This window comes from Phreatobacter sp. GW821-FHT04C01 (genome assembly GCF_059420385.1).
Genome location: NZ_JBWKTP010000001.1, coordinates 267,251 through 292,876, shown reverse-complemented (window position 1 = coordinate 292,876; position 25,626 = coordinate 267,251). Strand labels below are relative to the sequence as shown.

Annotated in this window: 22 protein-coding genes; 6 read left to right on the top strand and 16 right to left on the bottom strand. The window is 67.5% G+C overall.

All coding sequences use genetic code 11. The features are described 5' to 3' along the window. The first annotated feature begins 11 nt into the window (after positions 1–11). Positions 12–1,187, top strand: a complete 1,176-nt coding sequence (locus AC07WJ_RS01425) for an aminotransferase class V-fold PLP-dependent enzyme (protein ID WP_494933808.1) — start codon at positions 12–14, stop codon at positions 1,185–1,187. 12 nt (positions 1,188–1,199) lie between these two features. Here AC07WJ_RS01425 and metW read toward each other — a convergent pair whose 3' ends face one another. The 6 genes from metW to AC07WJ_RS01395 form a co-directional block, all read right to left on the bottom strand. Further along, positions 1,200–1,823: a methionine biosynthesis protein MetW gene (gene metW, locus AC07WJ_RS01420; RefSeq protein ID WP_494933807.1), complete on the bottom strand. Its 624-nt coding sequence runs from the start codon at positions 1,821–1,823 to the stop codon at positions 1,200–1,202. Between the two features lie 14 nt (positions 1,824–1,837). Further along, positions 1,838–2,998, bottom strand: a complete 1,161-nt coding sequence (gene metX / locus AC07WJ_RS01415; RefSeq protein WP_494932742.1) for a homoserine O-acetyltransferase MetX — start codon at positions 2,996–2,998, stop codon at positions 1,838–1,840. Between the two features lie 140 nt (positions 2,999–3,138). Next, positions 3,139–3,522 (bottom strand): RNA-binding S4 domain-containing protein, encoded by a 384-nt coding sequence (locus tag AC07WJ_RS01410; protein WP_494932741.1) that lies wholly within the window; start codon positions 3,520–3,522, stop codon positions 3,139–3,141. A gap of 15 nt (positions 3,523–3,537) precedes the next feature. After that, positions 3,538–6,909 (bottom strand): helicase-related protein, encoded by a 3,372-nt coding sequence (locus AC07WJ_RS01405; protein ID WP_494932740.1) that lies wholly within the window; start codon positions 6,907–6,909, stop codon positions 3,538–3,540. Between the two features lie 354 nt (positions 6,910–7,263). After that, complete coding sequence (locus AC07WJ_RS01400; protein WP_494932739.1) at positions 7,264–9,243, bottom strand: PAS domain S-box protein; 1,980 nt, start codon at positions 9,241–9,243, stop codon at positions 7,264–7,266. Positions 9,244–9,245: 2 nt separating this feature from the next. Next, positions 9,246–9,971, bottom strand: a complete 726-nt coding sequence (locus AC07WJ_RS01395) for a response regulator (RefSeq protein WP_494932738.1) — start codon at positions 9,969–9,971, stop codon at positions 9,246–9,248. A 110-nt stretch (positions 9,972–10,081) separates the two neighbouring features. Here AC07WJ_RS01395 and AC07WJ_RS01390 point away from each other — a divergent pair, with 110 nt between their 5' ends. Both AC07WJ_RS01390 and AC07WJ_RS01385 read left to right on the top strand, forming a co-directional pair. Next, entirely contained in the window at positions 10,082–10,804 is a 723-nt protein-coding gene (locus tag AC07WJ_RS01390; protein WP_494932737.1) for a response regulator transcription factor, read from the top strand. 276 nt (positions 10,805–11,080) lie between these two features. Then, positions 11,081–11,512: a globin domain-containing protein gene (locus tag AC07WJ_RS01385; RefSeq protein WP_494932736.1), complete on the top strand. Its 432-nt coding sequence runs from the start codon at positions 11,081–11,083 to the stop codon at positions 11,510–11,512. Positions 11,513–11,515: 3 nt separating this feature from the next. On the opposite strand, the gene AC07WJ_RS01380 is transcribed toward AC07WJ_RS01385, so the two are convergent. The 3 genes from AC07WJ_RS01380 to AC07WJ_RS01370 form a co-directional block, all read right to left on the bottom strand. Then, entirely contained in the window at positions 11,516–13,768 is a 2,253-nt protein-coding gene (locus tag AC07WJ_RS01380; protein ID WP_494932735.1) for a PAS domain-containing sensor histidine kinase, read from the bottom strand. A gap of 213 nt (positions 13,769–13,981) precedes the next feature. Continuing rightward, positions 13,982–14,440 carry a cyclic nucleotide-binding domain-containing protein gene (locus AC07WJ_RS01375; RefSeq protein ID WP_494932734.1) on the bottom strand — a complete coding sequence of 153 codons (459 nt, stop codon included), beginning with the start codon at positions 14,438–14,440 and terminating at the stop codon, positions 13,982–13,984. An 18-nt stretch (positions 14,441–14,458) separates the two neighbouring features. Further along, entirely contained in the window at positions 14,459–15,145 is a 687-nt protein-coding gene (locus AC07WJ_RS01370; RefSeq protein ID WP_494932733.1) for a response regulator transcription factor, read from the bottom strand. A gap of 133 nt (positions 15,146–15,278) precedes the next feature. On the opposite strand from AC07WJ_RS01370, the gene AC07WJ_RS01365 reads away from it, so the two are divergent. Continuing rightward, positions 15,279–15,809: a L,D-transpeptidase family protein gene (locus tag AC07WJ_RS01365; protein ID WP_494932732.1), complete on the top strand. Its 531-nt coding sequence runs from the start codon at positions 15,279–15,281 to the stop codon at positions 15,807–15,809. 31 nt (positions 15,810–15,840) lie between these two features. Here the strand turns inward: AC07WJ_RS01365 and AC07WJ_RS01360 are convergent, their stop codons facing one another. Genes AC07WJ_RS01360 through acs form a run of 3 tightly spaced genes read right to left on the bottom strand, consistent with a single transcriptional unit; the run spans position 15,841 to position 20,006 of the window. Next, positions 15,841–17,274, bottom strand: coding sequence for a M48 family metalloprotease (locus AC07WJ_RS01360; RefSeq protein WP_494932731.1), 1,434 nt, complete (start codon positions 17,272–17,274; stop codon positions 15,841–15,843). A 39-nt stretch (positions 17,275–17,313) separates the two neighbouring features. After that, positions 17,314–18,048 (bottom strand): hypothetical protein, encoded by a 735-nt coding sequence (locus AC07WJ_RS01355; protein WP_494932730.1) that lies wholly within the window; start codon positions 18,046–18,048, stop codon positions 17,314–17,316. Between the two features lie 5 nt (positions 18,049–18,053). Further along, on the bottom strand, positions 18,054–20,006 hold the full coding sequence (acs, locus tag AC07WJ_RS01350; RefSeq protein ID WP_494932729.1) for an acetate--CoA ligase: 1,953 nt from the start codon (positions 20,004–20,006) through the stop codon (positions 18,054–18,056). A 290-nt stretch (positions 20,007–20,296) separates the two neighbouring features. Here acs and AC07WJ_RS01345 point away from each other — a divergent pair, with 290 nt between their 5' ends. After that, positions 20,297–21,463, top strand: a complete 1,167-nt coding sequence (locus tag AC07WJ_RS01345; RefSeq protein WP_494932728.1) for a serine hydrolase domain-containing protein — start codon at positions 20,297–20,299, stop codon at positions 21,461–21,463. Positions 21,464–21,558: 95 nt separating this feature from the next. After that, complete coding sequence (locus tag AC07WJ_RS01340; RefSeq protein ID WP_494932727.1) at positions 21,559–22,725, top strand: serine hydrolase domain-containing protein; 1,167 nt, start codon at positions 21,559–21,561, stop codon at positions 22,723–22,725. Between the two features lie 39 nt (positions 22,726–22,764). Here AC07WJ_RS01340 and AC07WJ_RS01335 read toward each other — a convergent pair whose 3' ends face one another. The 4 genes from AC07WJ_RS01335 to tsaD are packed head-to-tail and all read right to left on the bottom strand — an operon-like array spanning position 22,765 to position 25,578. Continuing rightward, complete coding sequence (locus AC07WJ_RS01335; protein WP_494932726.1) at positions 22,765–23,208, bottom strand: EVE domain-containing protein; 444 nt, start codon at positions 23,206–23,208, stop codon at positions 22,765–22,767. A gap of 1 nt (position 23,209) precedes the next feature. Then, entirely contained in the window at positions 23,210–23,497 is a 288-nt protein-coding gene (locus tag AC07WJ_RS01330) for a hypothetical protein (RefSeq protein WP_494932725.1), read from the bottom strand. Positions 23,498–23,500: 3 nt separating this feature from the next. After that, positions 23,501–24,499: an NAD(P)H-dependent glycerol-3-phosphate dehydrogenase gene (locus tag AC07WJ_RS01325; RefSeq protein ID WP_494932724.1), complete on the bottom strand. Its 999-nt coding sequence runs from the start codon at positions 24,497–24,499 to the stop codon at positions 23,501–23,503. After that, the gene (gene tsaD / locus AC07WJ_RS01320; RefSeq protein ID WP_494932723.1) at positions 24,496–25,578 is read right to left on the bottom strand and encodes a tRNA (adenosine(37)-N6)-threonylcarbamoyltransferase complex transferase subunit TsaD; all 1,083 of its coding nucleotides are present in this window, start codon (positions 25,576–25,578) and stop codon (positions 24,496–24,498) included. Before tsaD ends, AC07WJ_RS01325 begins: the two co-directional genes overlap by 4 nt. Positions 25,579–25,626 lie beyond the last annotated feature (48 nt).

Sequence of the window (25,626 nt, the reverse complement as noted above, 5' to 3'; positions counted from 1 at the left end):
GGCCCATGTCATTGCTGGACATCGACAAGATCCGCGCCGACACGCCGGCGGCCAGCCGCCGGGTCTATTTCCACAATGCCGGCGCCGCGCTCATGCCGATCCCCGTGGTCGAAGCGCAGAAGCGCCATCTCGACCTCGAAGCCGAGATCGGCGGTTATGCGGCGGCCGAACGTGAGGCCGAACGGCTCGACGCGGTCTATGGCTCGGTAGCCCGGCTCATCAACGCGTCGCCGGTCGAAATCGCCTTGATGGAAAACGCCACCGTTGCCTGGCAAATGGCCTTCTACGGCCTGAGCTTCCGGGCCGGCGACCGGATCCTGACCGCGGAAGCCGAATATGCGGCGAACTATGTCGCCTATCTCCAGGTCGCCCGCCGCACCGGCGCGGTCATCGACGTCGTGCCGAGCGACGCGACCGGCGAGCTCGATGTCGCCGCGCTCGAGCGAATGATCGACGACCGGGTCAAGCTGATCGCCATCACCTGGGTGCCGACCAATGGCGGCCTGACCAATCCTGCCGCCGCGGTCGGCCGCATCGCGCGTGCTCATGGCATCACCTATTTGCTCGACGCCTGCCAGGCCGTCGGCCAGATGCCCGTCGATGTCGAGGCCATCGGCTGCGACCTGCTCGCCGCCACCGGCCGCAAGTTCCTGCGCGGCCCGCGCGGCACCGGTTTCCTTTATGTCCGGAAAGACCTGATCGCGCGCATCGAGCCGCCGATGATCGACCATTTCGCCGCGGTCTGGGTGGCGCGCGATCGCTATGAACTGCGCAGCGATGCCCGCCGCTTCGAGAGCTGGGAAAACAATTACGCGGCGCGCATGGGCCTCGGCGTCGCCGTCGACTATGCGCTGGCCCTCGGCCTCGACCGGATCGAGGCGCGCGCCCGCCTGTTGTCCGGGCAGTTGCGCGCAGGTCTCGCCGCGATCCCCGGCGTCGTCATTCGCGATCTCGGCCGCAATCCCTCGGCCATTGTCAGCTTCACCGTCGAGGGCCAGGACGCGGTTGCCGTGGTCAAGGCGGCCGAGGCTGCCGGCATCACCATTGGCGTCTCCAACCCGTCCAGCACGCGGCTCGACGCCGAGGCGCGGCATCTGCCGCCGGTGGTGCGCGCCTCGCCGCACTATTACAACACCGAGGACGAGGTCGACCGGCTGATCGGCCTCTGCCGGAGCCTGGCGGCGTGACCGGCCGCTCCGTCAGTCCTTGCGCCGGAGCTTGAACACGCCCTGCTCGCCGAACAGGTTCCAGAACCACCAGGGCGCGTTCACCCTGACCTCACGGCCATGCCAGTCGAGCGCCGTCGAACGTTCGATGATCGCGTCGACCTCGCGCACCAGGTCGACGAAGTCGCGGATCGTGCAGAAATGGATATTGGGCGTGTCGTACCAGCGATAAGGCAGGTTTTCACTGGCCGGCATGCGCCCGCGCGTCAGCAGCTGCAGGCGCAGGCGCCAATGGCCGAAATTCGGAAACGAGATGATCACCCGCTTGCCGATGCGCAGCATGTGCTCGAGCACCACGCGCGGCGCCCGTGTCGCCTGAATGGTCTGCGACAGGATCACCACGTCGAAGGAGGCGTCAGGGTAGAAGGCGAGATCGGTATCGGCATCGCCCTGGATCACCGCGAGGCCGGCGGCGACGCAGTCATTGACGCCCTCGCGCGACAATTCGATGCCGCGGCCGTCGACGCCTTTCTGATCGCGCAAGAGCTTCAGCAGGCCGCCGTCGCCGCAGCCGACGTCCAGCACCTTGGAGCCAGGCTCGATCATGCTGGCGACATGCAGGTAATCCGGCCGAATGCCATCGGCCTTGGCGGTCATGGTGAGATCGGCACTCATCGGCGGCTCGGGTCCTCCAGGCCGCGGGCACGCGCCGCCGCCTCCAGAAAGCCGCGGGTGATGGCGAACAGCTCCGGCTCGTCGAGCAGGAAGGCGTCATGGCCCTTGTCGGACGCGATCTCGGCAAACGAGACTGAGGCGCCCGCGGCGTTCAGGGCATGCACGACCTGGCGCGAATCGGCGGTCGGAAACAGCCAGTCGGAGGTGAACGAGACGATGCAGAACCGTGTCCTGGTGCCGGCAAAGGCCTTGGCGAGCGAGCCGCCATGGTCGGCGGCGATGTCGAAATAATCCATCGCCCGGGTCACGTAGAGATAGCTGTTGGCATCGAAACGCTCGACGAAAGCTTCACCCTGGTAACGCAGGTAGCTTTCGACCTGGAAATCCGCGTCGAACGAAAAGGTCGGCGCGTCCCGGTCCTGGAACCGGCGGCCGAATTTCCGGTGCAGCGCCATGTCGGAGAGATAGGTGATGTGGGCAGCCATGCGCGCCACCGCGAGGCCCGCGGCGGGCCGGGTCGCCTCGGCCAGGTAGCGGCCGCCGCGCCATTGCGGATCGGCCATGATGGCCTGGCGGCCGACCTCGTGAAACGCGATGTTTTGCGCCGAATGCTTGGCCGAGGTGGCGATCGGCAAGGCGGAAAACACCATGTCCTTGTATTCGGCGGCCCATTGCAGCACCTGCATGCCGCCCATCGAGCCACCCAGCACGCAGAACAGATTGTCGATGCCGAGCCGTTTCACCAGCATGGCCTGGGCCCGCACCATGTCGGGAATGGTGATGAGCGGCAGGGTCAGGCCATAGGCCTCGCCGGTCGTCGGGTCGGTCGAGGCCGGGCCGGTCGTGCCCATGCAACCGCCCAGCACGTTGGAGCAGATGACGAAATAGCGGTTGGTATCGATCGGCTTGCCCGGGCCGATCATGATTTCCCACCAACCCGGCTTGCCGGTGACCGGATTGTCGCTCGCCACATGCTGATCGCCGGTCAGGGCGTGGCAGACCAGCACGGCATTCGACTTCTCGGCATTGAGCGTGCCGTAGGTCTGATAGGCGATCTGGAACGGGCTCAGCGCGACGCCGGCATCGAGCACCAGCGGCTCGTCGGCCCCGAACAGGGCGCGCAGGCCCGCCGGCTCGTCCGCCTGGCGGCGAGCCATGTCGTCAACGGGCGGGCGTGGAGCGGCACGGGCCATGGGTGCTTCGGCGGGCGTTTTGAAAGTCAGTCGTTTCGTTCGTTATTCCGAACAATAGCGAGCAGCCGCGGCGATGACCAGAGGCATCTGCTCGCTACCGGCGCTCAATCGTCCCCGTCCCTCAGACGATCGAGTGCCCGGCGTTCGGACTTCGTCGGCCGGCCGGAACCGGTCTCGCGCTCGGCCACCGGCGACGGCAATTCCGCGCGCGGCGGCGGTTCGGGCGACTGGTCCTCATAGATATGCTGCGCTTCGCTATAGGGGCCGCGCCGCTCGGCGAGCGACACCACCTTCAGCACCTTGACCTGGTTGTGCAGCCCGATGGTCAGGACGTCGCCGATCCTGACCGCCTTGTGCGCCTGATCGACCCGGACCCCGTTCAGCCGCACCGAGCCGTCTTCGCAAAGCGCGGAAGCCGCCGCCCGCGTCTTCACGACGCGGGCGAACCACAACCATTTGTCGATGCGCAGCTTGTCCGTGTCGCTCAAACGGGAAGCCTTTGGTCAGGTCTTCTTCTGCATCGCCTCTTTCAGCGCCAGGAGCTTGGCGAAAGGCGAATTCGGATCGGGTTCACGCTCCTTGCGCGGCGCCTGCTCGGGCCGCATGGCGCGATGATCCGGGCGATCGTCGCGCTGGGGCCGGTCGCGACGCTCACCGTCGCCACCCTTGCCGCGGAAGTCCTTGAACTTGGAGAAGTCGCGGCGCGGCGGACGGCCGCCGGCGCGCTGTTCACCTTCGCCACCACCTTCACGCGGCGGGAACGGCCGGCGATTCGGGCCACCCTCGCGCTTCTCGGCCCCGGCCGGTTGGCCTTCCCGCGGCTGACCATCGCGCGCCTTGCCGTCGCGGGGCTGGCCGTCACGGGGCTGGCCATTATGGCGCGAACGGAAGTCGCGGCGCTGACCCTGCTCGCCCGGCTTGTCGCCGCCGCGCTCGCCACGTTCACCACCCCGTTCGCCGCCCCTGCGAAAATCGCGACGCGCCGGCCGCTCGCCGTCCATGCGGCCGCCCGGCCGCCAGACTTCGATCATCACCGGCTCGGCCGCCTTGGCTTCGACCGCCACGGGCGCCGTGACATCTGCCGCTTCCGCAGGCTCGGCAACAACCACCGGCTCGGGCGTCGAGGCTGCCTCGGCCGTGTCGGGAACATAGGCCGTGGCTGCTTCCTCGAGCCCCGAGGCCGCGACCGGCGCAGGTTCCTCGGCGGCCGGAGCCGGCGCGACGACCGGCTCGGCCACGATGGCCGTTTCCGCCTGGTCGGCTGCGGCCGGCTCGGCGACATCGGCAACCGTCTCGGTCTCCGCTGCCTCGGCAGCAGTGTCCGTCGCCTGGGGCGTCACGGCCTCATCCGGCTCGGCCGCGGCAACCGGCTCGGCGGCCGCGGGAGCCGCCTCGACCTTCGGCGCCGGCGCCGGGCGTTTGTCGACGCGATAGCCCAGACCCTTCAGGATCGAGGCGAAATCCTCGCCCGAGCAACCGACGAGCGAGGTCATCCCGACCGTCGCGGTAAAGCCACCGCCCGGGAAATGGCCAGCCGGCTCCGGCGTTGCCGTGCCCGGCCGCCAGGCGAGTGCCGGACGGATCAGGTCCGCCAGGCGCTCCAGAATGTCGACGCGCACGGCACGCGGCCCGAGCGCCCGGAAGCCGACGAAACGGTAGAGATCCTTGTCGATTTCCGGGTCGACCGCGATCGAGGTCCGGCCCGAGGCGGCCAGCGCCGGCAGTTCGGTCAGGCCCTTGGCTTCGAGCTTGTCGGCCTTCAGCATATAGAGCTGCAGCGCCAGCCCGCGCGGCGCCGGCTTCAGTGTCGCCGGCAGGTAGATGTGATAGGCGCCGAATCGGACGCCGAGCTTGCGTAGGGCAGCGCGGGCTTCCTGGTCGAGCTGCTTGACGTCCTCGGAGATCTTCGCCCGCTCGACCACGCCGAGCGCCTCGGCGAGCTGGAAGGCGACGCCGCGGGCCAGCCCCTGCAATTCCTCGGAACGCTCGAGCGCCGTGACCGGCCCGAGCAGCTTCTCGATCTGGGCATGGACCCACAGGTCGAGCCGCGCCTGCACATGGTCGCGCGGCGTTCCGCTCAGCTGCTCATCGGCCAGGATGCGGACGCGCGGCGCCAGGACCCTGTCGCCGCCGACCAGCTTGGCGACGGCCTCGCCGTGCCAGCGCACGGTTCCGTCATTCGACAGGATGAAGGCCTCGTCGCCCGAGCTGTTGAGCTTTTCGGCCCGCGCATCGATCTCGCCGCCGAGCGCCTTGGAGGCAGCAGCGCGCAATGCCTTGCCGGCCTCGCCGTCGCCGGCCGACGGATCCGGCGTGAAGCGGAAGCCGTCCAGCCGTCCGACATGTTGGCCTTCGACGGTAACGTCTCCGGTCCGGGTAATCTCGGCCTCAAGCATTGTGTTTTCCCTTAGGCGCCGCATGAGCACGCTCGTCCTGCGGTCGACGAAGCGCTGCGTCAAGCGTTCGTGCAGTGCATCTGACAATTTGTCTTCCACCCGTCGCGTTTCCGCTTCCCAATGAACGGGGTCGTCGACCCAGTCCGGACGGTTGGCGGCGAAGGTCCAGGTGCGGATATGGGCGATGCGATTGGACAGGGTGTCGATATCGCCATCGATCCGGTCGGCGAAGGCCACCTGGGAGGCGATCCAATCGGACGGAATTCGCCCGGATCGCCCCGTCAGGAAGCCGAAAATGGTGGTTACGAGGTCCGCATGGCTCGCCAGCGATATCTTGCGATAATCCGGCATGAGGCAGGCGTCCCACAATTTCGACACCGCGGCCCTGCCCTTGGCACGCTCGCGAACGTCGTCGTCGCGCACCGCCAGTTCCAGCACGCGCTGGTCCTCGGCAATGGGCGAACGGGTCAGACCGGGCTCGGTGGGCACCCGGTCGAGGCTCTCACGCAGGGTGTCGAGCGATGAGAAATTGAGCTCGGTGTTGCGCCATTGCAGCACTTTCACGCTGTCGAAGGAGTGCGCTTCGAGCGCCTGGATCAGTTCCGGCTCGAATGGCGGACAGCGTCCCGTCGTGCCGAACGTGCCGTCGCGGCTCGATCGACCGGCGCGCCCGGCGACCTGGGCGAACTCCACCGGGTTGAGCCGGCGGAACTGGTAACCGTCGAACTTCCGGTCGGCCGCGAAGGCCACATGCTCGACGTCGAGATTGAGCCCCATGCCGATGGCATCGGTCGCGATCAGGTAGTCGACGTCGCCCGACTGGTACATTTCGACCTGGGCATTGCGGGTGCGCGGCGACAGCGCGCCCAGCACCACGGCGGCGCCGCCGCGCTGGCGCCGGATCAATTCGGCGATGGCATAGACCTCGTCGGCCGAGAACGCCACGATCGCCGAGCGCCTGGGCAGGCGGGTGATCTTCTTTTCGCCGGCAAAGGTCAGGTTGGAGAAGCGCGGCCGCGTCACGATATTGGTGCCGGGGATCAGCTTTTCGATCAGGCCGCGCATGGTGGCGGCGCCCAGCAGCATGGTCTCGTCGCGGCCGCGGCGGTTCAGCAGCCGGTCGGTAAAGATGTGGCCGCGATCGAGATCGGAGGCGATCTGCACCTCGTCGATGGCCAGGAACGAGACGTCCAGGTCGAGCGGCATGGCCTCGACGGTCGAGACCCAGAAGCGCGCGCCCGCCGGCTTGATCTTTTCTTCACCGGTGATGAGCGCGACCTGGCTCTCGCCGACCCGCGCGACGAGCTTGCCATAGACCTCGCGCGCGAGCAGCCGCAACGGCAGCCCGATCATGCCCGAGGGGTGGGCGATCATGCGCTCGATGGCGAGCGTGGTCTTGCCCGTATTGGTGGGCCCCAGGACTGCGGTGACCCCGCGCCCACGCAGGGCAGGGGGCAGTGGCGGCAAAGATAACGTCATGCAGTGCTCAAAAGACGCCGCACGGGTGGCCCCGGCGGCGAATGGTTGTAGCACGCCGGCAGTCGAAATGAGTGACATTTCGGTACCGCTCGCGCGCAGGATCCGTGGAAGAACGAGTCCGGAACGAATCAGGGCCGAATCGCTGACTTCCGATGAGTCATGATTCGTTCACGGCCATATGTGGTGTGCCTGAGTCTTGGCGCCTACAAGCTGAATCACTCATTTATAAAACTGATTCAAATGACCATGGGCCAGCGATGTCATGGCTTATGAATGCTTAACGAGACTTGCGGCATACGGGCGGAGGCTGGTTTCGGAGCGGGCAAGACTCGCGCCGCCACCCCCGCCCGGCCGTCACATCATGGCCGCCAGCACCCGACGGACATCGGCCAGGCCGAACGGCTTGTCGAGCATCGGGATATCGGCCGTGCCGGCGTGGCGCCGTATCGTTGCCGGCCCTTCCACGGCATCGCCGGTCATGATCACGACCCGCCGGGCGAGCGCGGGGTTGCGCGCGACCAGGGCGTCGCGGACGCTGAGCCCATCCATGCCGGGCATGCGCAGGTCGACAAAGGCCAGGTTGGCCGCGCTTGCCGCCTGGCCCTCGAGCGCTTCGCCGGCGGTTTGCGCCGGCAGCACCCGATGTCCCAGCAGCTCCAGCATCTCCGCGAGGCTGTCTCGGACATCGGTTTCGTCATCGATCACCAGGATCGAGAAGCCCCCGATCGCCTCCGGCGGCGCCTGCGCCTCGGCCAGATCGGCGTCGGCCGCCACCGGCAGCGCGACGATGAAGCGAGCCCCGCCGCCTTCGCGCATCTCGAGCGCGATCGTGCCGCCATGGGCCTCCACCACGGTCTTGCAGATCGACAGGCCGATACCGGTGCCGACGCCCGCAGGCTTGGTGGTGAAATAGGGTTCGAAGATCCGTGGCGACAGGCCCGGCGGGACGCCCGGGCCGTTGTCGGCGACCTCGAGCAGCACCTGCCCCCGGTCCTGGCGCGTCGAGAGAAAGATGCGCCGCGGCCCGGGCTGATCGGTCAGGGCCTGCTGGGCATTGATGACGAGATTGGCGATGACCTGGCCGAGGAAGTCGTGGTCGGCCAGAACGTCGGGCAGTTCGGCGTCGAGGTCCAGAACCGGCTCGACGCCATGCGACCTGAGGCCATAGCCGAGCATGTCGACAGCCGCCTTGGCGAGCAGATTGAGCTTGGCCGGCTCGCGCCGCTCGGGACGCTGGCGGGCCATGGCGAGAAAGCTCTTGACGATCCGCCCCGCCCGCTCCGCCGCGGCATGGATCCGTTCGGCCCGGCGCTTCAGTTCCGGGCTCGGCGACGTCTCCACCAGTAAGGTCGATTGCGCGACCAGGATCGCCAGCGGATTGTTCAGTTCATGGGCGACGCCGGCGAGCAGCGACCCCATGGCGGAAAGCTTCTCGGCCTGATGCAGGCGTTCGCGCTGGGTCTCGAGCTGCATTTCGGTGCGGCGCGCCTGGGTCAAGTCGCGGATATGGGCGGTGAACACCCGCCGCTCCGGCAGCGCGATCTCCGAAATGGTCATTTCGACGGGAAAGACGCCGCCCTCGGCGGTCATCGCCTCGACCTGCATGCGCCGGTCCGCCGGCCGGCCGGCCCCGCTCTGCCGATAGCGCGCCATGCCGGCGGCCGCCTCGATCGGCGCGGGCGACAGGATCAGGTCGGCAAAGGGCCGGCCGACCGCCGCCGCCCTCTGATAACCGAAGGTGACCACGGCCGCGGGATTGAAATCGATCACCTGGCCGCCTTCGTCGATCACCACGATCGGATCGATCGAGGTGGCGATGATGGCGCTGCTGATCGCTTCGCGCGCGTCGAGTGCCGCGACACGGGCCGCCAGCCCATCCTCGCGCAGCTTCAACTCGGTGATATCGCGCAGAAAGGCGAGATAACCGATCGGTTTGCCGTCGCGGCCCATGCAGGGCGAATAGGTTTGCTCGACATAGCGCCGCTGCCCGTCGCCATAGACGATCCAGTCGCTCCAGCTGCGGGCCAGACCTTGGTCCAGGTCGGCGAAAAGCGGCTCGGCCCGCGCGGCGAAGGCTTCACCGAGCAGATCGCGCATGGTCCGGCCGGTGACATCCTCGAGCCGGAAGCCGAAAAGGCCGAGCGCTTCCCGGTTGGCATAGACATAGCGCCGCTCGGCATCGATGGCCGTCACCCGCGCCGGCAGGGCGTCGAACAGGCGGGCCAGCATCGAAGGATCGAGCCTGCCGCCCGGCGCGATCACCGCATCGTCGAACAGCCGGTCGAACTCTCGCCGCTGACCTTCCGCCGGGGCGACGTCGACGGGCCGGGGCATCATCAGGCTCCGCCCGGCACGAAGACATAACCCTCGCCGCGCACCGTCTTGATGAAACGCGGATGTTCGGCATCCGGCTCGATCTTCTTGCGCAAGCGGGTCACCCGGATGTCGATCGACCGGTCGCTTTCCTCGGCGCTGCGGCCATGGGCGAATTCCTGCAGCTGGCCGCGCGACAAGACCCGGTTGGGCCGGGTGGCGAGCGCCTGGAGCAGGTCGAACTCCATGGCGGTCAGGTCGATGGCGGCGCCGTCGGCATCGGCCAGGCGGCGCGCATCGAGATCGAGCGTCATCGATCCGAATTTCAGCTGGCGCCCCTCCGGCACGGCCGGGGTGGTTGACGGCGCCGTGCCGCCCGGCGTTGCCTTCACCCGCCGCAGCACGCTCTTGATTCGCGCCAGCAGCTCACGCAGCTCGTAAGGCTTGACCAGGTAGTCGTCGGCGCCGATTTCCAGCCCGACGATCCGGTCGATCGGGCGCCCGGCGGCGGTCGCCATGATGATCCCGGTGCTGCCGGACTTGCGGATGAAGCGGGCCAGCGACAGCCCGTCTTCGCCGGGCATCGCAATGTCGAGAATGGCGACATCGATGGCCTTGCCGACCGAATCCTGCCGGAAGGCCTGCGCATTGCGGAAGCTCAGCACCTCGAAACCCTGCAGGTCGAGATACTCGGCAACCGCCTCGCGCAGGTGCTCCTCGTCGTCGACGATGGCGACGGTCGTTTTCATTCGCTATGCCCTTGCTGTTTGAGCCATGATGACAGCGCATACCGCTCCGCATTAGGATGGAATGTCCTGCGGGTATGCAACCTTCGTGATCGACGCAAAGAGGTCCTGACATGGCGCGACGCGGACGCATCGCGATCCTCGACGATGAACCCGACTGGGTCGAAGCGGTCCATGAGTACCTGGTCGACCTCGGTTACGACGTCGATCGGCTGGGCGCCGCCTGGGAACTGGAACCTTATCTGGCGCGCGAGCGGCCGGACCTGCTGATTCTCGATATTGGCCTGCCCGGCGAGAGCGGCATCGACATCCTGATCCGCACCGATCTGGCGAGCGACATCGCGGTGCTCGTGCTGACCGGCAATCCCGACCCGATCGATCGCGTCCTCGGGCTGGAACTCGGCGCCGACGACTATGTTCAAAAACCGGTCGAACTGCGCGAGCTGGCGGCCCGCGTCGCCGGCATCCTGCAGCGCCGCCTGGGGCGGCGGCGCAATCTGGTGGTGTTCGAGACCGCTTCCGTCGACCTCGTCGCGGCGCGCGTCCTGAAGGCGGACGGTTCGACCGAGCGGCTGTCCGCCGGCGAAGTCGCGCTGATCCGCGCTTTCGCCGACAGCCCCGGCAAGGTGCTGACGCGCGAGGAGATCATGGAACGCGCGCCGGCCGAAGACGAGGAGGCTTTCGACCGCGCCATCGATTCCCGGATCGCGCGGCTCCGGCGCAAGCTCGATACCGATGCAATCCGCACCGTGCGCGGCCATGGTTACGTCTTCGACCTGCCGAGCCACGGCGGTGGCAGCCAGGTGGTGACGCCCGAGGCGCACGAACCCCTGTGAGCATGGGCCGGCCCATCTTCGCCCGTTGATTTCGTCTGCGCGCTTCAGCGCCATCGGCCAATTCCCGCCCCGTCGACCAGGGCAGCTTGCGCCGGCCCGGCGCATCGGACGATGTCGTGTCGGCGGCGCTTATGTTTCAGCGGCGTGGTTGGGTCGTCACCCCGCGGGCAAGCCGGAAATAATCGAAACAGCGGCAAGACCCGTCCGGCACCGGCATGAAGGACGCCACATCCAGACTGGCGGCATGAAAACGCACCCTTGCCCCCGGACGGTTCCATGACCCCCCAGCAGATCGCCCTCATCCGTTCGCAGTTCGGCATCGTCGCGGCGCGCAAGGACCTGTTCGCCGCGGCGTTCTACGAGGCCCTGTTCGTCACCGATCCGACACTCCGGCCGCTGTTTCCGGCCGATATGAAGCCGCAGCGCGCCAAGCTGGTCCAGGCCCTGGCCCATGTGATCCTGTCGCTCGACGACCTCGGCGCCGTCCTGGACGACGTGCGCATCCTTGGCCTCCGGCATGTCGGCTACGGCGTCGAGCCCGACCACTACAATACCGTCGGCGAGGCGTTGCTCGCGGCACTCGCCGAAACGCTCGGCGAGGTCTTCGACGCCGCCGCCGAGAGTGCCTGGGCGCTCGCCTACGGCACCATCGCCGATGTCATGATCGAAGCCGGCGCCGGCAAGGGCCATCTTCAGGCCGCCGAATAGCGCTCAGGCCTTGAGCCGGGCCGCCAGTCCGTTGGTCGCGACCTTGGCCAGCACCAACCTGACGTCGTCGAGGGTGAAGGGCTTTTCCAGAACCACGACCTCGCTGCCCCGGGCACGCGCCAGCCGGTCCGGCCCGGCCACCGTGTCGCCGGTGACGATGATGGTCCGCTCGGCGAGCTTGGGATCCTTGTCGTGGATGCGGTCGCGGAAATCGATGCCATCGAGCCCGGGCATGCGCAGGTCGGCGAAGACCACGTCGAACGCCGTCCGATCGATCTGCTCCAGCGCCAGGATGGAGCGATCGACGACGCTCGGGCGATGGCCGAGCCCCTCGATGATTTCGGCGAGGCTGCGTGCCACGTCGGCCTCGTCGTCGACGATCAACACCGCCAGCCCGGCCCGCCCGGCGGTCTGGTCCTCGGCTGCCGGCGCAACCGTCGTCCGATCGCTGCGCGGCAGGCTGATGTCGAAACGGGCGCCGCCTTCCGGCCGGTTGGTCAGCGCGATCGTGCCGCCATGGGCCTCGACCACATTGCGGCAGATCGACAGGCCGATGCCGGTGCCCACCCCCGCCGGCTTGGTGGTGAAATAGGGGTCGAAGACACGCCGGACGAGATCCTCCGGCACGCCCGGTCCGTTGTCGCTGACCGCCACCGTGACACGATCGCCGGAAAGTCCGGTTTCGACCCGGATCAGCCGCGGTGCCGGACGGTCCATCAGTGCCTGCTGGGCGTTGATGATCAGGTTGGCGATCACCTGGGACAGCAGATCCCGGTCGCCCGTGATCGCCGGCAGGCCGGGATCGATCCTGGTTTCGACCGCGATGTCCGAACTCCGCAACCCATAGGCCACCATGTCGAGCGAGCCGGAGACGACGCTATTGATATCGACGGCCTCGCGCTGCGGCGGCTTCTGCCGCGCCATGGCGAGGAAACTCTTGACGATGCGCCCGCAGCGCTCCGCCGCCGCATGGATGCGTTCGCCCCGGCGCTTGACCTCGTCGGTGCCGGCTTTCGCCACCAGCAGAGAGGATTGGGCGATGACGATGGCCAGCGGATTGTTCAGCTCGTGGGCGACGCCGGCCAGAAGCGAGCCCATGGCCGACAATTTCTCGACCTGATGCAGCCGCTCGCGGCTGGCCTGCGCCTCATTGGCCATGTGCTGGGCTTCGGTGAGGTCGCGCACATGGGCCATGAACAGCCGGTGATCGGCGAAACGCACGGTGTTGACCGAATATTCGACCGGGATGATCGAGCCGTCCTTGCGCTGCCCCTCGGTCTCGAAACGGCGCGCCAGGCTGCCGACATCGGCCTTGGCCTTGTAGCGCTCCATCGTGCCGATCTGCAGGGCGCGCTGGGCGGTGGGGACCACCAGGTCCCACGACATCTGGCCGATCGCCTCGGCCCGGCTGAAGCCGAACATCGCCTCCGCCGCCGGATTGAACTCGATGACCCGCCAATCCTCGTCGGCGACGATGATGGCGTCGAGCGACGATTGCACCACCGCCTTGTTCAGGGCTTCGCTGCGGGCGAGCGCATCGATGTTGCGTGCCAGCTCCTGTTCGCCGAGTTTCAGTTCGGTCAGATCCCGGGTGAAGGTCAGGAACCCGACCTCGGTTTCACCGACCGGCACGTAGGGGATCAGCGAGACCTGCAGGTAGCGCCCGCCCTTCTCGATGAAATCGATCCAGCCTTCCCAGCGCATGGTCTCGCCGGAGCGCACCCGGTCGCCCATGGCCTGGTATTGCGCGACGACGTTGGGGCCGAGCACCTCGCCGACCGTGTGGCCGATCACCTCGGACGAGGTCTTGCCGAGGAATTCGAGGAATTCCTTGTTGGCGTCGCGATAGACCAGGTTGTGATCGACATAGACGGTGCGCAGCGGGATGCCGTCGATCATGGCGCGCAGCTGGTGGATCTGCGCGGTGCGTTCGCCGACCGCCGCTTCGACCTGCTGGCGCAGCGGCGCCCAGGGCGCCGGCACCTGTGGCGCCGGCAGTTGACCGCCGCCCTTGGCGGCCTCGATGCCATAACGGGCAAGCGCCACGGCGGGTGCCACGAACTGCCGCCAGATCAGCACCGCCAGCACCGTGAACGTCGCGACGATGCCGGTGACCAGCGTGACATGCTCGACCACGTGCTCGCGGGCCTGGGCGGTGATTTCGGCCCGGCCATAGGTCGACCAGCCGAGATAGAGCACCAGCAGCAGCAGCGGCAGGCCGCACAGGATCAAGAGCCCGGTGAAGCGTCGGGACATCTCCGAACGGCTTTGCGGGGCGGGGCTGTTCCGTCCACCGGACTGGACCATGGCTCATTCTCCGGTGCGCCGGCGGCAGGCATCGCCGCCTGGCGGCCGCAGCATTGGACCCTTGGATCCAAACTCGACGGGGATGGGGCTCAGACCCGGGACATTGGTCGGCCGTTGACGCTTCGTCAAGCACGGCCAGCAAGCGCCGGCCCGCGTGTGCGCTCAGCGATTGTCGATCGAGGCGAAAATGCCGCCGATACGGTTGAGCTCGGCGGTGGTCGCCCGCATCTTCTCGCGAAATTCGCCGTGAACCCGTCGCGCGGCCTGCGGAAATTCGGTCAGGATCCGCCGGAACAGGCTGCGCGGAACCCGCATGGCCGTCGACGGCTCCCGCGCGGTGGCGGTTGCCGGCCTGAGCGTCTCGACGATCAGGGCTATTTCGCCGAGCAGCGCTCCCGGACCGACATTGCGCTCGGCGATGCCGCTCGAACTGGTCAGGAGAAATCCGCCCTCGACCACGACAAAGCCGGCATCGGCGGCCTGGCCTTCGCGGAACAGGGTGTCACCGCCGCGCAGGAACCGCGTCTCCGCTGAAAAGGCGAGCAGCCGCAAGGGCTCCTGGCCAAGGGAAGCGAAGAGCGGAACGCGCGCGAGCAGGGCGATATCATCGTCGAGAGCCATCGAATGCCGTTTTGCCCCTCAAGGGACGAGCTTGTACCCGCCGGCTTCGGTGACCAGCAATGCGGCGTTGGCTGGATCTTTCTCGATCTTCTGCCGCAGCCGATAGATATGGGTTTCGAGCGTATGGGTGGTGACGCCCGAGTTGTAGCCCCAGACTTCGGAGAGCAGGACCTCACGGGAGACTGGCTTCAGTCCCTGCCGATAGAGATAGCGCAGGATCGCGGTTTCCTTTTCGGTCAGCCGGATCTTGCTGTTCTTCTCGGTGATCAACAGCTTGGACGACGGGCGAAAGCTATAGAGCCCGATCTGAAAAACCGCGTCTTCGCTGGCTTCGTGCTGGCGCAGCTGGGCGCGGATGCGGGCCAGCAGCACGGCGAACCGGAACGGCTTGACGACATAGTCGTTGGCGCCCGCCTCGAGCCCGAGGATGGTGTCCGAATCGGTATCGTGGCCGGTCAGCATGATCACCGGGCTCTTGAAGCCGCCCTTGCGCATGATCTTGACAGCCTCGCGACCATCCATGTCGGGCAGCCCGACATCCATGATCAGGAGGTCCAGGTGCTCGCCCTTGGTCGCCTGGATAGCCTTGGCGGCCGAATCAGCCGTGATCGTCTCGAACTCCTCGTGGAGCGCCAGTTGTTCCGCCAGCGCCTCGCGCATGTCGGCATCGTCGTCGCAAAGCAGAATCTTTCGCACTTGGCTCATCGAATCACCCGAAAAAGGGAAGGGGCGGCCGTGGTTGCGGCACTTTGACTAGGACACAGAACAGCATTACGCGCAAACGCAGGTGGAGGTTACAAACCCATACACGCCTCCTAGCGATCTGGATGTCGATATAATGGCGAAACGCCTGGTTAGCCGTATTTTTGTCCACGCTCTGCCGGGCCGGCCGGCCCGCGGCGTGGTGCATGTCGGGCTCGCCGCCTTCCCCTGCGCGCTCGGCCGCTCCGGCATTCGCAACGCCAAGCGCGAAGGCGACGGTGCGACACCGCGCGCCGTCCTGCCGTTGCGGCGGCTGTTCTACCGCCGCGACCGGCTGGCCAAACCCGGCAGCCTGCAGCCGGCCCGGCCGATTCGCCCCGATGACGCCTGGTGCGACGACGCCGGTGATCGCCGCTACAACCGGCTGATCCGCCGTCCCCCCGGAACCGCCGAGGAGTGCCTGACCCGCGCGGACCATCTCTATGACGTCATTGTCGAACTCGGCTGGAACGACCGCCCGGTGCGCCGTCACCGCGGCAGCGCCATCTTCTGGCACGGCGCGCGCGACGGTTTCACCCCGACCGCCGGCTGCGTGGCGATCCGGCGCGAGGCCTTTGGCAAGATCCTGCCGCGGCTTGCCCGCGACGCCGTGATGGTGATTCGCTGACGGCTCGCGACAGTGCCCGGCAACGCTTCGATCATTCCTGAATGATCTTGACCAGTTCACCGCCGCGCGGCTGTTCGCCCGGGCCGAGCCCGTTCAGCACGCGGAAACGCTCCTCGGCGCGATCGGCGACCTGCATGCGCGACAAGAAGCTGTCGACCGTATCGCCCTCGCCGGCCCGGACCATGCGGATCCGCACCTGGCGCACCGCCGCTTCCGCCGGCGTCAGGCGGCGGAAACTCTCCATCGAGCTGCGGAACATCTGGTCGACCTCGGCATTGAGATCGCGCGCGGCATAGATCAGGCGGTAGACCTCGCCGCCGAAACGCACGACGAAGATGCGGAACGACCAGTCCGGCCCGCGGGCGAGCGCGGTCGCCGCCTGGAAGCCGTTGACCGTCACCGCTTCGACCGAGCTCTCCGTCAGGCCGTCGATCCAGCCCGAGGCCAGATAGCTCTGCAATGTCTGGTTCGCCGGCACCCGCACCACGTCGAGCCGGATCGCCATGTCGTTCGGGCCGAGGCCGGTCACCGCCGAGCGCGAATTCTCCAGCGTGAAGCCCTCCGGCGCGGTCACCGTGAAACCGAGGCGCGGGTGGATGAAGCTGCGGCCGCGCACAAAGCCCTGCCGCGGATCCTCGCCATAGGTCAGCCCTTCGAGGGCGCGCAGATAACGTTCCTTGTCGCGCGGCACGCCATCCGGCCCGGAATATTGCCGCGCCACCAGGATGGCCTGGCGGATCCGCTCGGGCGTCGAGGGATGGGAGGCGAGGAAGTCCGGTCCGCCGCTTGCCGCCTGGGCCTGGCTGCGCATGGCGGCATTGCGCTCCATCGATTGCAGGAAGCGCGAGGCGCCATAGGGGTCGAAACCCGCCTTGGCCAAGAGCTTGACGCCGATCGCATCGGCCTCGAGCTCCTGGCCGCGCGAGAAGCTCGCAAGCGACACCCGCGCGGCTTCGCGGCGCTGTTCGGCACCGGCGAGGTCGTTCAGCAGGCGCGCGCGCATCACCGCGACCAGCTCGCTGGTCCGCACCTGGTCCTCGCGCTGATTGGCATGGCGCGCCGAGACATGCGCCATTTCATGGCCGAGAACGGCGGCGAATTCGCTGACATCGTTGATCAGCCCGAGCATGCCCCGGGTGATGTAGAGATGGCCCGAGGGCAGCGCGAAAGCGTTGACCGAGGGCGAATTGAGCACGGTCAGGCGATAGCGCTGGTCCGGACGATCGGAGGCCGCGCCCAGCCGATCGAGAATTTCGCTGGCCAGACGCTCGATCGCGCTGGCGTCATATTCGCCGCCGAAGGCCGCCAGAATGCGCGAATGATCGCGTGTCGTCAGCGGTGGCAGGCGGGCTTCGGTCGGTGCCGGCACCGGCACCGGCACATTGGCGGAGGGATCGGGCGTGGTCGCGCAACCCGCCAGCAAAAGGGCGAGCACCAGCGTCGCCGGGTAAGCCGCCCGGCGCAAATGCTCCTGTACTCGTCCGAACCGAGTCACGGTCCGCCGCTACCTAGCACCGCCGGAAGGCGGCTCCGCGATGGTGATGGCCTCCGGTATCGCCGCCGCGATAGAGGGGCCGCGCCGGATCGTCACGATCCCGCGCACGCGCAGCATGTGCCCACGGATTGCGGCAGGTTCAAGCCCGTTGTCGCGGAAAGCGGCCATGTCACGATCCGAGATGGTTACCGTGAGCGCCCCGGAATTGGGCGCTCCGAAGTTGATATAGGTGATCCGGCCCTGGGTTCGGGCACTGCGGACCCGGCCTTCGGCAATGGCGAAGCGGCCCTCCGCCCGGGCCAGAGCCTCGGCATCGGCTGCCCCGATGGGGGCGCCCTCACCGGCCCAAAGGCCACGCCTGGCGCGAATGGCCTCGGTTTCGGCCCGCTCGAACAGCCGCCAGCAGTCGCGCGGAACCAGGCGCGTCGGGGTCAGGCGGGCCCGGCCCTCGCGCAGCAGTGCCACCTCGATCGGGCCCGCCGGGCCGAAAACCTGGGCCGGGACCCGGCCATGGCGATCGGTGACGCCGAGCGACACGACCCGCATCGGCCCCTCGGCCGCGACAACTGATTCGCCCGACAGCGCCACCAGCCGGAATCGCCGGCCATCCGGGGCGGCCAGCACCAGCGGCGTGTCGGCGCGCAGGCCTGGCACGTCGAAACCGGTATCCGAAATGCAAGCGGCGGCCGGAAGGGCCGCCGCGAGGCTGATCGTCAAGGCAAGCGCGAGGCGCTGGCCCGCCATGCGTCTCAGGCGCCCTTCCGGTTCTGCCGGTTGTTGATGAGATCGTCGACCACCGCCGGATCGGCGAGCGTCGAGGTATCGCCCAGCGCGCCGAATTCGTCCTCGGCGATCTTGCGCAGGATGCGGCGCATGATCTTGCCGGAGCGGGTCTTCGGCAGGCCCGGCGCGAACTGGAGCAGGTCGGGCGAAGCGATCGGACCGATCTCCTTGCGCACCCATGAGACCAGCTCCTTGCGCAGCGCCTCGCTCGGCTCCTCGCCCGTCATCAGGGTGACATAGGCATAGATGCCCTGCCCCTTGATGTCGTGAGGATAACCGACGACCGCGGCTTCCGACACCTTGGCATGCGCCACCAGCGCGCTCTCGACCTCGGCCGTCCCCATGCGGTGGCCCGAGACATTGATGACGTCGTCGACGCGGCCGGTGATCCAGTAATAGCCGTCGGCGTCGCGCCGGCAGCCGTCGCCGGTGAAATATTTGTTCTTGTAGGTCGAGAAATAGGTCTGCACGAAGCGCTCGTGGTCGCCGAAGACGGTGCGCATCTGTCCCGGCCACGAATCGGCGATCACCAGATTGCCTTCGGCCGCGCCGTCGAGGACCTTGCCGTCGGCATCGACGATCTCCGGCTTGACGCCGAAGAACGGCCGGGTCGCCGAGCCCGGCTTCAGGTTGGTCGCGCCGGGCAGCGGCGTGATCAGGATGCCGCCGGTCTCGGTCTGCCACCAGGTGTCGACGATCGGGCAGCGGCTTTCGCCGACCACCCGATAATACCATTCCCAGGCTTCCGGATTGATCGGCTCGCCGACCGAACCGAGCAGCCGCAGCGAGGTCCGCTGGGTCCGCTTCACCGGATCCTCGCCGGCGCCCATCAGCGACCGGATGGCGGTCGGCGCGGTGTAGAACGTGTTGACCTTGTGCTTGTCGACCACATCCCAGAACCGGGAGATCGACGGATAGGTCGGGATGCCCTCGAACATCAGCGTGGTCGCGCCGTTGGCGAGCGGACCGTAGACGATATAGCTGTGGCCGGTGACCCAGCCGACATCCGCCGTGCACCAGTAGATGTCGCCGTCCTTGTAGTCGAAGACATATTGGTGGGTCATCGCGGCATAGACGAGGTAGCCGCCGGTGGTGTGCAGCACGCCCTTCGGCTTGCCGGTCGAGCCCGAGGTATAGAGGATGAACAGCGGATCCTCCGCGCTCATCTCCTCGGCCGGGCATTCGTCCGGCACCTTGGCCGCCAGGTCGTCGAAATAGTGATCGCGGCCCTCGGTCATGGCCACCGCGCTGCCGGTGCGCTTCACCACGATGACGCTTCTGACCACGCCCGGCGCCTTGTCGCAGGCGGCGTCGACATTGACCTTGAGCGGCACCTTGCGGCCGCCGCGCAGGCCTTCGTCGGCGGTGATCACCACGCTGGTCGACGCGTCCTCGATCCGGCCGGCGAGGCTGTCGGGCGAGAAGCCGCCGAAGACGATGGAATGGACCGCGCCGATCCGGGTGCAGGCGAGCATCGCATAGGCCGCTTCCGGCACCATCGGCAGGTAGAGCGTGACCCGGTCACCCTTCTTGACGCCCTGCGACTTCAGCACATTCGCCCATTTCATCACGTGGCGATGCAGCTCGCGATAGGTGATGCGCGCGTCGTCCTTCGGGTCGTCGCCCTCCCAGATGATCGCGACCTGGTCGCCGCGGGTGGCCAGGTGCCGGTCGACGCAGTTGTGCGAGACGTTGGTGGTACCGTCCTCGAACCACTTGATCGAGACGTTGTCGGGCGCAAACGAGGTGTTCTTGACCTTGGTATAGGGCTTGAACCACTCGATCCGCTTGCCGTGCTCGCCCCAGAAGGCTTCGGGCGCCTTCATCGACGCCTCGTACATCGCCTGGTATTTGGCGTTGTCGACATAGGCCCGCGCGGCCCAATCAGCGCTGACCGGATAGAGCTTTTCCGCCGACATCAGGTATCCCTTCCTCGATGGCAGCCGCAGGCTGCGTCCGTCGACGCGCTGTTGCGGCAGGCATGGTTTCCTCGTGGGCGATCTTGGAATGCGGATCGCCTCTCCGTTCCGCGCGGACAATACGTCGGCGGCGGCCCGCGGCTCAAGAGAGCGGGCGTCACACTTTGGTCGTTCGCCTTTCGGCTTAGCGTCTTTACACGCAGGCCAGCCTTGCGATCGAATTGACCCCGACGGCCCGTACCCTAGATTTTCTCCCAACAACAAGGCCGAGCGCCACAGGGAGGAAGACGATGACGGCATTCGCGGCATTGGACGGGATTCTGCGCGGCGCGGCCGAACGCGGCGAGGTGCCGGGCGTGATCGGCCTGGTCGGAGGCCCCGACGGCACCCTCTACGAGGGCGCCTTCGGCAAGCGCGACATCGGCAAGCCGCAGGCCATGACCATCGACACCGTGGTCTGGATCGCCTCGATGACCAAGGCGGTGACCGGTGCCGCGGCGATGCAGCTGGTCGAACAGGGCCGGATCGACCTCGATGAGCCCGCCGCCCGCCACGTCGCCGAGATCGGCCGGGCCCAGGTGCTCGACGGCTTCGACGCCGACGGCAAGCCGCGCCTGCGCGCGCCGAGACGGGCGATCACGCTGCGCGACCTGCTGACCCATACCGCCGGCTACAGCTACGACATGTGGAACCCGGAGATCGGCCGCTACATGGCGGCAACCGGCACGCCCAGCGTGACCGGCTGCCAGAACGCGGCGCTCACCACCCCGCTGGTCGCCGATCCCGGCGAGGTCTTCGAATATGGCATTTCGATCGACTGGGCCGGCAAGATGGTCGAGGCCGTGTCCGGCCAGCGCCTGGAAGCCTATTTCGCCGACAACCTGTTCGCTCCGCTCGGCATGAGCGACACCATGTTCAGGATGGGCGCCGCCCAGCTGGCCAGGCACGCTCCGATCCACGCCCGCACGCCCGACGGGCTGGTGGCCACCGAGATGATGATCCCGCAGGAGCCGGAATTCTTCATGGGCGGCGGCGGGCTTTATTCGACCGCCCGCGACTACCTCGCCTTCACCCGCATGGTTCTCAATGGCGGCACGGGCAACGGCAACCGCGTGTTGAAAGCCGAAACCATCGCCGAAATGTCCAGGGACCAGATCCCGGCCATCAATATCGGCACCCTGGCGACGGCCATGCCGCCGGTGACCAATGACGCCAATTTCTTCCCCGAGGTCAGCCAGGGCTGGGGCTTGAGCTTCCTGATCAACCGCGACCGCTCGCCCGAGGGCCGGCCCGCCGGTTCGCTGGCCTGGGCGGGCCTTGCCAATACCTTCTACTGGATCGACCCGAAGACCAAGGTCACCGGCATCTTCCTGACCCAGATCCTGCCCTTCTTCGATGTCGAGGCGATCAAGCTGTTCCGCGCGTTTGAAGGCGAGGTCTATCGGCAGGCCGCATAGCCGATCGGCGGATCCCGCAACCGATTGACCTGCCCGGGGCGGCTGACCATGGTTCCGGTCGGCGCCGCTCCGGAGCCGGCGCATTGGGGGATGGTGTGAGCAAGCTGGCTGGCCTGGACCGCATTTTCAAGGAATCGATCGATCGTGGCGACATGCCCGGGGTCGTCGCCGTCGTCGGCTCGAAGCAGGGCACGCTTTATCAGGGCGCCTTCGGGCGACGCGACATCGGCAAGCCGGCCCCGATGACGCCGGATACCGTCGTCTGGATCGCCTCGATGACCAAGGCGATCACCACGGTTGCCGTGATGCAGCTGGTCGAACAGGGCCGGCTCGACCTCGACCAGCCGGCGAGCCGCTACGTCGCGGGCATTGGCGAGGTCAGGGTGCTCGAGGGGTTCGACGCGGCGGCCGCGCCGAAGCTGCGCGCGCCGAAACGGCCGGTGACGACACGTCATCTGCTCACCCACACCGCGGGTTACGGCTATGACTTCGCCAGCCCCCTCCTCCGGCAATATCTCAAGGCGACCGGCACGCCGTCGACCACCAGCGGCAAGAAGATCTCGCTCGCGATCCCGCTGCTGTTCGATCCCGGCGAAGCCTTTTGCTATGGCATCAGCACCGACTGGGCCGGCCAGATCGTCGAGGCGATCAGCGGCCAGGACCTGGAGGCCTATTTCGCCGGACACATCCTCGAGCCCCTCGGGATGACCGACACCGGCTTCGTCCTGGGCCCGGACCAGCACGCGCGCCGCGCCACGGTGCACGCCATCAAGGAGGACGCTTCCCTGGTCGCGACCGACATGGTCGTGCTGCAGCAGCCGGAGTTTTTCGGTGGCGGCGGCGGGCTCTATTCGACCGCCGGCGACTATCTGACCTTCCTGACCATGCTGCTCAACGACGGGCTCGGCAACGGCCGGCGCATCCTCAAGGCCGAAACCGTCGCCGCCATGGCCGTCGACCAGATCCCCCACCTCGCCATGCCGTCGATGAAACTCGGTTCGCCGACCGGTATTCGTGACGCCAATTTCTGGCCCGGCATGAGCCAGGGCTGGGGCCTTGGCTTCCTGATCAACCGCGAAACCTCGCCGGAAGGCCGGCCCGCCGGCTCGCTCGCCTGGGGCGGTTTCGCCAATACGCTCTACTGGATCGACCGCGAGAACGGCATTGCCGGCATTCTGCTGGCCCAGGTCGTGCCGTTCTTCGATCCGAAGGTCATCGCTCTGTTCAAGGCTTTCGAGACCGAGGTCTATCGAAGCCTCTGATCCGGGCGGCGGCCAAGGCCTCCGCCCGGCGATCGCGCCTCAGGACTTGCCGGCCGCCTGTTTCGGGTCGATCCCGCCCATGACGCAGATCAGGTCCCATTCGGCCTCGGTGACCGGCTGCACCGAGAGCCTGGAATATTTCATCAGCGCCATCTCGGACAGCCGCGGCTCGCCCTTGATGGTGGCGAGCGACACCGGCGTCTTCAGCGGCATCACCGCCTTGATGTCGACGACCACCCAGGGCTCGCCCGGCTGAATCCCCGGATCGGGATAGGATTCGCGGATCACCTCGACCACCCCGACGATCTCCTTGCCCTCGTTGGAATGGTAGAAGAAGCCGCGATCGCCGGCCTTCATCTTCATCAGGTTGAGCTTGGCGGTGTGATTGCGCACCCCGTCCCAGAAGGTGCCCTTCGCTCCGGCCGCCACCTGGGCGTCCCACGACCACTTGAACGGTTCGGATTTATACAACCAATGCGCCACGTCAGCCCTCACCCTGGCTCTTCTGCCCCGCGACCGGGATCAATTTGCGAAATGCGTCCAGTTCGGTGACGAAGCGGTCGAATTCGGCCAGGGTCATGGTGGTCTTGCCGTCGGACAGTTCGATCACCACGATCGGCTCGCCATTGCCGCGCCGCTTCATCAGCTTGGCGACCGGAAACACCACCGAATGGCTCAGGTCGAACGGGTGGGTCTCCGCCACCAGGTCGGCACCCATCGCCTTCTGGGCCGCTTCGACGCCGCGCGCCAGTTTATCGAAGAAGTTGGTCATGCCTCACTCCGCTCTCTGGGGCCGGGCCATCAGTTGCGCGATCGCCTGGTTCACATCGATCAAACCGCCCAGCACCGCATCGATCGCCTCGGCGATCGGCATGTCGATGCTGCGCGCCCTTGCCGTCTCCACCAATATCTCGGCCGTCAGCGCGCCTTCGGCAAGCGCCCCGCGGCCGGTGATCAGGTCGAGCCCCTTGCCCTCGCCGAGCGCGAAACCAAGCGCGAAATTGCGCGATTGCGGGCCCGAACAGGTCAGGATCAGATCGCCGAGGCCGGACAGGCCCATCAGGGTTTCCGGCCTGGCCCCGAAGGCACGGCCGAAACGGCTCAGCTCGGCAAAGCCCCTGGCCGTGATCGCGGCCGCGGCACTGGCCCCGAGCCGGCGGCCCGCGACGATGCCGGCGGCGATCGCCAGCACGTTCTTCGCCGCGCCGCCGATCTCGACGCCCCTGACATCGGTCGTGTGATAGAGCCGGAACGACGGCGATCCCAGCGTATCGGCAATGCGTTTGGCGAGCGCCTCGTCCTTGGCCGCCACCGTCACCGCGGTCGGCAGGCCCTTTTCCACGTCGGAGGCGAAGCTCGGGCCGGACAGGATCGCCGGCACCGCGCTCGGCGCGGCGTCCTCGACCACCTCGGTCATGAACCGGCCGGTGCCGCGCTCGATGCCTTTGGAACAGACGATCAGCGGCGTGCCGGGGCGAATGACGGTCTCGACCACTTCCGAGACGGCGCGCAGCGACTGGGCCGGCACCACCGCCAGAACCATGTCCGCGCGGGCGGCTTCGGCGAGCGAGGCGGTTGCGCGCACGCGATCCTGGATGCGGGCGCCGGGCAGACGGGTCTCGTTGGTGCGCCGTTCGTTGATTTCGGCCGATATCGCCGGTTCCCGGGCCCAGATGATGGTGGTCCGGCCGGCCCGCGCCGCGGCATTGGCGAGCGCGGTCCCCCAGGCGCCCGCGCCGAGAACGGCGACGGACGGAATCGCGTGCGATGTCATGCCTTGGCTCCCAGTCGGCCCGATCCGACCGTAGCCGCCTCGGCGTCCAGGGGCCAGCGGGCGCGCGGCGCGATGTCGAGCGGATCGGTCAGCCCGAGCGCCAAGCGCTCGGCCCCGGCCCAGGCGATCATCGCGCCATTGTCGGTGCAGAGCCGGGGCGGCGGCACCACCAGCCTGAGCCCGACCGATTCGGCGGTCGCGCCGAGCACCCGTTTCAAGGTCTGGTTGGCGCCGACACCGCCCGCCACCACCAGGGCCGAGGGCTCGCCGAAACGGGCCCGGAACAGCTTGATCGCGACCCGGCAGCGATCGGCCACCATATCGGCCACCGCCATCTGGAACGAGGCGCAGAGGTCGGCGATATCGCGCGCCGACAGCCCGGCTTCGCGGCCGGCGAGGCGTTCGGCCTCCTGGCGGACCGCCGTCTTCAGCCCGGACAGCGAAAAATCCGGGGTGGGGCGGCCGGTCAGCGGCCGCGGGAAGGCAAATCGTTTGGAATCGCCATCCTGGGCCCGTTTTTCCACCTCCGGCCCCCCCGGATAGGGCAGGTCCAGGAGCTTCGCCACCTTGTCGAAGGCCTCGCCGATGGCATCGTCAATGGTCGTTCCGAGCTTGGTATAGGACCCGACACCGGTCACCGCGAGCAACTGGGTGTGGCCGCCGGACGCCAGAAACAGCAAATAGGGAAAGGCCACCTGATCGGTCAGCCGCGCCGTCAGCGCATGGGCCTCCAGGTGATTGACCGCGATCAGCGGCTTGCCGGCGACCAGGGCGATGGCCTTGGCGGTGGTCAACCCGACCAGCACGCCGCCGACCAGGCCGGGGCCGCCGGCGGCGGCCACCGCATCGAGGTCGTCGACACCGATATCGGCCTGCCGGAGCGCCTGGCCGACGACCAGGTCGACAATGTCGACATGGGCCCGCGCGGCGATTTCCGGCACGACGCCGCCATAAGGCGCGTGCTCGTCGATTTGCGACCGCACCACATTGGACAGGATTTCGCCCTTGCCGGCCGCATCGACGCGCACCACGGCGGCCGCCGTTTCGTCGCAGGTCGTTTCGATGCCGAGAACAAGCATTTGGATCGTCTTCGCTTTGCGGCTACGGAGTTTTCCGTTTCGCGGGAT

What these genes read in the sequence shown, in the direction of transcription:
- AC07WJ_RS01400 (WP_494932739.1), bottom strand. Translation starts at nt 9,243, where the DNA reads ATGCCCCGGCCCGTCGACGTCGCCCCGGCGGAAGGTCAGCGGCGAGAG.
- AC07WJ_RS01390 (WP_494932737.1), top strand. Translation starts at nt 10,082, where the DNA reads ATGGCGCGACGCGGACGCATCGCGATCCTCGACGATGAACCCGACTGG.
- metX (WP_494932742.1), bottom strand. Translation starts at nt 2,998, where the DNA reads ATGGCTCGCCGCCAGGCGGACGAGCCGGCGGGCCTGCGCGCCCTGTTC.
- AC07WJ_RS01395 (WP_494932738.1), bottom strand. Translation starts at nt 9,971, where the DNA reads ATGAAAACGACCGTCGCCATCGTCGACGACGAGGAGCACCTGCGCGAG.
- AC07WJ_RS01330 (WP_494932725.1), bottom strand. Translation starts at nt 23,497, where the DNA reads ATGACCAACTTCTTCGATAAACTGGCGCGCGGCGTCGAAGCGGCCCAG.
- AC07WJ_RS01405 (WP_494932740.1), bottom strand. Translation starts at nt 6,909, where the DNA reads ATGACGTTATCTTTGCCGCCACTGCCCCCTGCCCTGCGTGGGCGCGGG.
- AC07WJ_RS01355 (WP_494932730.1), bottom strand. Translation starts at nt 18,048, where the DNA reads ATGGCGGGCCAGCGCCTCGCGCTTGCCTTGACGATCAGCCTCGCGGCG.
- AC07WJ_RS01345 (WP_494932728.1), top strand. Translation starts at nt 20,297, where the DNA reads ATGACGGCATTCGCGGCATTGGACGGGATTCTGCGCGGCGCGGCCGAA.
- metW (WP_494933807.1), bottom strand. Translation starts at nt 1,823, where the DNA reads ATGACCGCCAAGGCCGATGGCATTCGGCCGGATTACCTGCATGTCGCC.
- AC07WJ_RS01375 (WP_494932734.1), bottom strand. Translation starts at nt 14,440, where the DNA reads ATGGCTCTCGACGATGATATCGCCCTGCTCGCGCGCGTTCCGCTCTTC.
- AC07WJ_RS01385 (WP_494932736.1), top strand. Translation starts at nt 11,081, where the DNA reads ATGACCCCCCAGCAGATCGCCCTCATCCGTTCGCAGTTCGGCATCGTC.
- tsaD (WP_494932723.1), bottom strand. Translation starts at nt 25,578, where the DNA reads ATGCTTGTTCTCGGCATCGAAACGACCTGCGACGAAACGGCGGCCGCC.
- acs (WP_494932729.1), bottom strand. Translation starts at nt 20,006, where the DNA reads ATGTCGGCGGAAAAGCTCTATCCGGTCAGCGCTGATTGGGCCGCGCGG.
- AC07WJ_RS01380 (WP_494932735.1), bottom strand. Translation starts at nt 13,768, where the DNA reads ATGTCCCGACGCTTCACCGGGCTCTTGATCCTGTGCGGCCTGCCGCTG.
- AC07WJ_RS01365 (WP_494932732.1), top strand. Translation starts at nt 15,279, where the DNA reads ATGGCGAAACGCCTGGTTAGCCGTATTTTTGTCCACGCTCTGCCGGGC.
- AC07WJ_RS01370 (WP_494932733.1), bottom strand. Translation starts at nt 15,145, where the DNA reads ATGAGCCAAGTGCGAAAGATTCTGCTTTGCGACGACGATGCCGACATG.
- AC07WJ_RS01325 (WP_494932724.1), bottom strand. Translation starts at nt 24,499, where the DNA reads ATGACATCGCACGCGATTCCGTCCGTCGCCGTTCTCGGCGCGGGCGCC.